This is a genomic window from uncultured Nevskia sp., assembly GCF_903885465.1.
Classification (GTDB): Bacteria; Pseudomonadota; Gammaproteobacteria; order Nevskiales; family Nevskiaceae; genus Nevskia.
Map to the genome: position 1 here is coordinate 1 of NZ_CAISIQ010000430.1, position 6,751 is coordinate 6,751.

The window sequence follows — 6,751 nt, forward strand, 5'->3', positions numbered from 1 at the left end:
AATCGCGCGCCAGTCGTTGCCGGTGGCGAGCGCCACGGCATCGACTCCGTTCATCACGCCCTTGTTGTGCGTCGCGGCGCGGTAGGGATCGACGCTGGCGAAATCGGTGGCCAGCACGATGCCGTCACGCACTTCCTCGCCCGAGAAACCCTTGCCGGCGAGGCGCGCGACCGGAATCACGCACTTGGCTCGAACCAAGGCGCGGTCGGTGAGATTCGACAGGATGCGCAGGAACACCTTGCCGCCGGTGATCGACTCGACCAGCGAGGCCAGGCCTTCGCACATCGTGTTGACCAGGTTGGCGCCCATCGCATCACAGGTGTCGACGACCAGATGCAGCACCATCATGTCGCCACGGCCATCGGGCCGCGGGTGCAGATGAATCTCGACATCGCGAGCACCGCCGCCACGCGCCACCATCTGCGGATGCAGCGAATTGGCGAGGTTCAGCAACTCGGCCTTGCGCTGCAGCAGCGCGCTCTGGGCACGTGGCACATTGGGAATGTCGACGACCTGGATCTGGCCGATCAGCATCGACTCGTCCATCTCGGCCGTGAAGCCGCCCGCTCCCCGAACGATCTTTGCGGCACTCGACAGCGCGGCGACGATCGATGGCTCCTCGACCACCAGCGGGATGACGTAATCCTTGCCGTTGATCAGGAAGTTGAGCCCGAGACCGACCGGCAGCCCCATGACGCCGACAACGTTCTCGATCATCTTGTCGGCGCGATGCAGCGACAAGGTGTGCTCGCCGGAAATCATCTGCTGGTAGTCGGCTTCCGACACCCAGCCACGCTCGCGCATCAAGCGCACGCGATCGCTGACCGACAGCTTGTAGAACTCCGGGATCCTCGATTTGTCGGGCGACTTGTCGATCGATTGGGCGGGCGCTTTGTCCGCGGCGGGCGCGGTGGGCTGGGGTTCGGCACTCATGCTTCGACACTCTCCGTTATCGCGATCCGCAGGCCGGTCACATCGACCGCCAGCGGCACGCTGGCGAACCCGGCTGCTGCCAGCTGCGCGACGGCAGCAGTCAGACGCTCGGGGTCCGTTGCAAACAACACGCCGACGTCACCACCACCGGCACCACAAGGCTTGTAGATCACACCTTCATGCGAGGCTGCGACGGCAGCGATCGCCACATGTTCTTCGGAATAGATGCTGACACCGCTGGCCAGGCCGAGCGCGCGCAGATCGTTGCCGTAGCTGGACGCGCAGCTCAGAAAGCCCGCCGCGTCGCCGGCCGCGAGTGCCTCGACGGCAGCCGAAGCGATCGAGCTCAGCGCGTCCATCCGGGTCCGGTATTCGGCTTCGTGATCGAGCCGCCAGGCGCGCAGGATCGACAGGAATTTCGGCGTCGACGCCGAGCGGCCGGACCAGATGAAACGCTGGTGCAGGCCCGCCGGCCAAGTCAGCGGCCGCGCAGTCGGCGTGGTACCGCCGTCATTCAGCTGGTAGGCGATGACGCCGCCGACCAGGCTGGTTGCGACATCGACGCCGCTGCCCTGTCCACCCTGGAACTTGCGGTGCAAGGCCAGCAGGCGCGGCAGCCAGCTGACATGGCTGGCTGCATCGTCTGCTTGCCCCGTGCGCGCGACGAAAGCCATGGCCAGCGCCACGGTCAGCGCGGCGCTGGAACCGAGCCCGAGCTTCGGCCGCTCGGCATTCTGCGTATCGAAGAACGCCGAGGTATCGAGCGCCAGATGGAAGCCGCTGCCGGCAGCCGGCGCCAGGCCTTCATCGGCCAGGCCGCGCAGCACTTCATCGACCAGATTCAAGCGGGCGGCATCAGCGCCGGCAGCCTGCCAGTCCGGCAGGCCATTGCTGCCGATCGAGAACGGCGTGCGCGCTTTCAAAACGTCCGGTGCGAATACTTCGCAGCGCGAGCCCGGCTGCGCGGTCAGCTTGACCACGGCGCGACGGTCGACAGCCATCGCCACCGCCGGCGCACCTTCGAGCACGGCGTACTCGCCGAGCAGCACCAGCTTGCCGGGCGCCGATGCTGCGATGTTCATGAGCGGGTCATGGGCGGCTTACGCGGCAGCCAGATCGGCGACGGCAATCAGCCGCGCCGGGCCGCCGAGACCGGTCTCGACAACGTTCAGCACGCCCGGGACGTCGCGCAGCGCAGCGGCCACCGCAGCGGCAGCAGACGGCAAGCAGACCGCTTTCAGCTGCGGGCCGGCGTCGATGGTGAAGAACACCGGCACGCCCTTGGCGCGCAGGCCGCGCACGCAATGCATCGCCGCAACGGTCGCCGCGTTCCAGTACAGCAGACCCGGCTTCGCGGCCAGCGCCAGCGCGTGCATCTTCAGACAGCTGTGCTCGGAGATATCGGCCAGGCGCTCGAAATCGCGCGCGGCAATGGCGGCACGGGCTTCGCCGAGATCGACGTCCTGCGAGTCGATCCAAGCCTGCTGGTACGGGCTGGTGTCGGCCGTGCGGTTCATGCCTTCGGTGGAACCGATCGCTTTCTCGGCCGTCGAGGTGATGGCAACCGCCACGCTCAGCGGCCAGGCCGAGGCTTCGAGCAGCGGCGTGGCGACCGAATCCTCGCCGTCGGCCTGCTGGCCATGCGCCCATTCGACATAGCCGCCGAAGATCGAGCGCGCCGCCGAGCCGGAGCAGCGCCGCGCCAGCACCGATTGCTCGGCGGGCGTCAGCTTCAAACCCAAGGCAGCGTCGCCAGCCATGACCATCGCCGCGAAGCCGGACGCCGACGAAGCCAGGCCGGCGCCGGTCGGAAAGTTGTTTTCGCTGATCACCTCGGCACGGCTCGTCACGCCGGCGCGGGCGCGCAGCAGATCGAGACAGGCGCTGGTGCGCTTCAGCTGCTTGGCGTCGACCTTGCCGTTCAGGGTCATCGAATCGGCCGCGAGCGCGTCATCGAAGCGGACTTCGGTGCGCGTCCAGAGCGTATCCAGGGTGATCGACAGCGAACCGACCACCGGCAGGTTCAGGCGCAGGTCGCGCTTGCCCCAGTACTTGATCAGCGCAATGTTCGGCTGGGCCTGGGCCGCAGCGCGACGGGAGACATCCAGCGTCGTCGACATCACGCTCATAAATGGTGCACGGGGTTCGCGGTCGAGATGGGGCAAAGCCCGCGAAAACGGGGCCAGCACGAAGGACAGTCATACCGATGTGACAGTTTCACGAGCGAAGTTTACTAGACCGTCATCGAGACGACGAACAGGGACCCCCTATGCCCTACCTCGTCACGGCGACGGCGGCACCGCGATCCGCGTCCAGACCGAGGTCATGCCGAAGATCGGCAGCCCGAAATAGCCGCGCAGATTCAGGTGATCGCGATCGGCCAGCGAAACCTGCACCCGATAGGTGCGGCCATCATTGCAACTGTAGACGCGGCCATCGAGCCAGTGATCTTGGCCATCGAAGTGCAGGCCTTTCAGCATCGGCAGGCCGATCAGCGGTCGCTGGCGCAGCGCCGGATCCGGGTTGCGATGATCGAGCAGCGGCTTGCCGCTCAAGGCCGGGCCGTCCTTTTCATCGTAGGTCTTGTCGAGCAGCCAGGCGATCGAGCCGTGATATTCACTACCGGCTGGGCCGTCGACCGGATGGATGTCGATCACCGCGTCCTTCGAGGCAATCAGCCAGCGGCCGACGATCGCGTCCGGCCGCCATGGCGCATCAGCCGTCGTTCTGAGCGGCAGCAGGGCGATCGCGGCCAGAGCGACCGCTTTCAGCAACCGCAGCATGGCTCGGTTTGCGCCATCGAGTGACCGATTCCTGAAGGGACGACAAGACGTTACACAAACCGCCAAAGCGACGCAGCACACAGCGGCACCAAACTTGCGCCGCTACCATGTGGCGATTCCCTGCCGCTCATCCAGACTGCCCCGGCCCGTCGTGACCTTCGCCTCCATCCTCGGCCACGCCCTGCTGATCGCAACCTGCGGTTACGCATTGCTGAGCCTGCTGGCCTGCCGCTGGTGGCAGCGCCGCGTGCAGCGCCAGCCGGGTGCGACGCAAGCGGTGTCGGTGCTGAAGCCCCTTTACGGCCACGAGCCCGGCCTGTACGACAACCTGCGCAGCTTCTGCCTGCAGGATCATCCGCACTATCAACTGGTGTTCGGCCTGCACAGCGCGAACGATGCTGCGCTGGCCACCGTCGAGCGCCTGCGCGCCGAGTTTCCGCAGCAGGACATCGCCGTGGTCATCGATGCCCGTGTGCACGGCCTGAACCTGAAGGTCAGCAATCTGATCAACCTGCTGCCGCAAGCGCGCCATGACTGGCTGCTGCTGGCCGACAGCGACATCCACGCGCCGCCCGATCTGCTGCGCCGGATCACCGCGCCGCTGGCCGATCCGACGGTTGGCGTGGTCAGCTGCCTATATCGCGGCGCGGCACTCGGCGGCCTATGGGCGCGGCTCGGCGCTCAGTTCATCGACGACTGGTTCGCGCCGTCAGTGACCCTGGCCCGGCGCTTCGGCTACACCGACTATTCGTTCGGCGCGTCGATCGCCCTGCGCCGCGACACGCTGAACACCATCGGCGGTTTCGAGGCGCTGTCCCAGCACGTGGCAGACGATTACTGGCTCGGCGAGCTGACTCGCCGGCAGGGCCTGCGCACGGTGCTGTCGGAATGCAGCGTGCAGACCGATGTCATCGAAACCCGGCTCGCCGATCTCGCCGCTCGCGAACTGCGCTGGCTGCGCTCGATCCGCTCGATCGCGCCGCTCGGCTATCTGTTCATGTTCATCTCCTTCGCCACGCCGATGGCCGTTGCTGGCTGGTTGATGGCCGGTGGAACCCTGCTCGCCAGCCTGCTGGCCAGCGCGGCCTTGGGCTTGCGCCTCGTGCTACATTCGGGTCAGTCCAAAGCCCCGGAACGAACGTCGAAGCCACTGGATTCCTTGAAGAATTTTTCATTGGTGCCGGTCCGCGACTGCCTTTCCCTGCTGCTCTGGACGATCGCCCTCGCCGGCCGAGTGGTGCGCTGGCGCGGTCGCCAGATGAAGATCGCTCGGCGCATCCGCCGCCCCGCCCGAACCCCAGCCCTGCAATGCCCGCCCGCCCCGAGCCAGAGACCGAGCCGCTGAAAAGTGCACTGAAAACCCTGTTTCTGCAGGCGCCGTCCTTCGATGGTTTCGACGGCGGTGCCGGCAGCCGCTATCAGGCCAAGCGCGAGATCAAGAGCTTCTGGTATCCAACCTGGCTCGCCCAGCCGGCGGCGATGGTGCCGGGCAGCCGGGTCGTCGATGCGCCGGCCGATGAGCTGAGCGTCGAGCAGAGCCTGACGATCGCCGAAGCCTACGAGCTGGTGATCATCCATACCTCGACACCGTCGTTCCCGACCGACGCCAAGTTCGCCGAGCTGCTGAAAGCACGCGCACCGCAGATCGTCATCGGCATGGTCGGCGCCAAGGTCGCCGTCGATCCGGGCGGCTCGCTGCAGGCCTCCGAAGCCATCGCCTTCGTCGCCCGCGAAGAGTTCGACTACACCTGCGCCGAACTCGCCGCCAACGACAAGCCCTGGGCCGAAATCACCGGCATCAGCTATCGCCTTGCCGACGGCACGATCAAGCACAACCCTCCGCGGGCGACGATCGAGGACATGGACGCGCTGCCATTCGTGGCGCCGATCTACCAGCGCGATCTGACGATCAAGAACTACTTCATTGGCTATCTGCAGTATCCCTACGTGTCGCTGTACACCGGCCGAGGCTGCCGTTCGAAATGCACGTTCTGCCTGTGGCCGCAGACCGTCGGTGGTCATCGCTACCGGGTGCGCTCGGCCGCCAACGTCATCGAGGAAGCGCGCTGGATCCAGCAGCACATGCCGGAAGTGAAGGAGCTGATGTTCGACGACGACACCTTCACCGATTCCTCCAACATGGAAAGAGTCCACGAGATCGCGATCGGCTTAGGTGCGCTTGGCTGGACCTGGAGCTGCAACGCCAAGGCCAACGTGCCGTACGCCTCGCTGAAGCTGATGAAGGAGAACGGGCTGCGGCTGCTGCTGGTCGGCTACGAATCCGGCGACGACCAGATCCTGCACAACATCAAGAAGGGCCTGAAAACCGACATCGCCGAACGCTTCACCGAGGATTGCCGGAAGTTGGGCATCGTCATCCACGGCACTTTCATACTCGGCCTGCCGGGCGAAACGAAGGCGACGATCGAGAAGACCATCGAGTGGGCCAAGGCGATCAACCCGCACACCATTCAGGTCTCGCTCGCAGCGCCGTATCCCGGCACCACCTTGTACAAGCAGGCAGTCGACAATGGCTGGCTGGTGGAGAACGACGCGGTGAATCTGGTCAACGAGCAGGGCGTGCAGCTGGCCGCGATCAGCTATCCGCATCTGTCCAAGGACGAGATCTTTCACAGCATGGAAGTGTTCTATCGGCGCTTCTATTTCCGCCCGAGCAAGATCTGGGAGATCGTTCGCGAGATGCTCAGCGATTGGCAGATGCTGAAGCGGCGGCTGCGTGAGGGCGTGGAGTTTTTCCGGTTTCTCAGAGCGCGTGAAGCGTGAACTCGTAGGTCTCCCGCCGTGATGGGGGCGCTTCGACCCGTTGGCGTTGTTCTGGGGCCGCGTGGCCGCCCTCAGGTTGTCCCGCTGGTTGTTCAGGCCGTCGCCGTCTTCAATGCTCTAGCCTTCCGGTGTTCGGCAACCTCCACGGGCCTGGCAGCCCGGAAGGTGCTGGACTCAGGGCCTCCCTCCCGGCTGTGACTTGCCAAGGTCGCCGGGAGGGAGGTCTTATTGCATTGCGGCTACGGCAGGAC

6 protein-coding genes are annotated in these 6,751 nt (G+C 65.6%); 2 read left to right on the plus strand and 4 right to left on the minus strand.

The window, feature by feature from the left end; genetic code table 11:
* The 4 genes from QZY06_RS16625 to QZY06_RS16640 all read right to left on the minus strand — a co-directional run.
* On the minus strand, positions 1–933 hold a 933-nt coding region (locus tag QZY06_RS16625; protein ID WP_295686176.1), incomplete at its 3' end, for a hydroxymethylglutaryl-CoA reductase, degradative.
* A complete protein-coding gene (locus QZY06_RS16630; protein WP_295686177.1) occupies positions 930–2,015 on the minus strand; it encodes a hypothetical protein in 1,086 nt (361 codons plus the stop codon). The genes QZY06_RS16625 and QZY06_RS16630, both read right to left, overlap by 4 nt.
* An 18-nt stretch (positions 2,016–2,033) precedes the next feature.
* A complete protein-coding gene (gene mvaD, locus QZY06_RS16635) occupies positions 2,034–3,053 on the minus strand; it encodes a diphosphomevalonate decarboxylase (protein ID WP_295686178.1) in 1,020 nt (339 codons plus the stop codon).
* Positions 3,054–3,215: 162 nt separating this feature from the next.
* Positions 3,216–3,716 carry a DUF2147 domain-containing protein gene (locus tag QZY06_RS16640; RefSeq protein WP_295686179.1) on the minus strand — a complete coding sequence of 167 codons (501 nt, stop codon included), beginning with the start codon at positions 3,714–3,716 and terminating at the stop codon, positions 3,216–3,218.
* A 151-nt stretch (positions 3,717–3,867) separates the two neighbouring features.
* Here QZY06_RS16640 and hpnI point away from each other — a divergent pair, with 151 nt between their 5' ends.
* A complete protein-coding gene (hpnI, locus tag QZY06_RS16645; protein ID WP_295686180.1) occupies positions 3,868–5,061 on the plus strand; it encodes a bacteriohopanetetrol glucosamine biosynthesis glycosyltransferase HpnI in 1,194 nt (397 codons plus the stop codon).
* On the plus strand, positions 5,025–6,500 hold the full coding sequence (gene hpnJ / locus QZY06_RS16650) for a hopanoid biosynthesis associated radical SAM protein HpnJ (RefSeq protein WP_295686181.1): 1,476 nt from the start codon (positions 5,025–5,027) through the stop codon (positions 6,498–6,500). The genes hpnI and hpnJ overlap by 37 nt, the downstream gene beginning before the upstream one ends.
* Positions 6,501–6,751: the final 251 nt, after the last annotated feature.

Coding starts and splice junctions, on each gene's coding strand:
- QZY06_RS16630 (WP_295686177.1), bottom strand. CDS start 2,015: ATGAACATCGCAGCATCGGCGCCCGGCAAGCTGGTGCTGCTCGGCGAG.
- mvaD (WP_295686178.1), bottom strand. CDS start 3,053: ATGTCGACGACGCTGGATGTCTCCCGTCGCGCTGCGGCCCAGGCCCAG.
- QZY06_RS16640 (WP_295686179.1), bottom strand. CDS start 3,716: ATGCTGCGGTTGCTGAAAGCGGTCGCTCTGGCCGCGATCGCCCTGCTG.
- hpnJ (WP_295686181.1), top strand. CDS start 5,025: ATGCCCGCCCGCCCCGAGCCAGAGACCGAGCCGCTGAAAAGTGCACTG.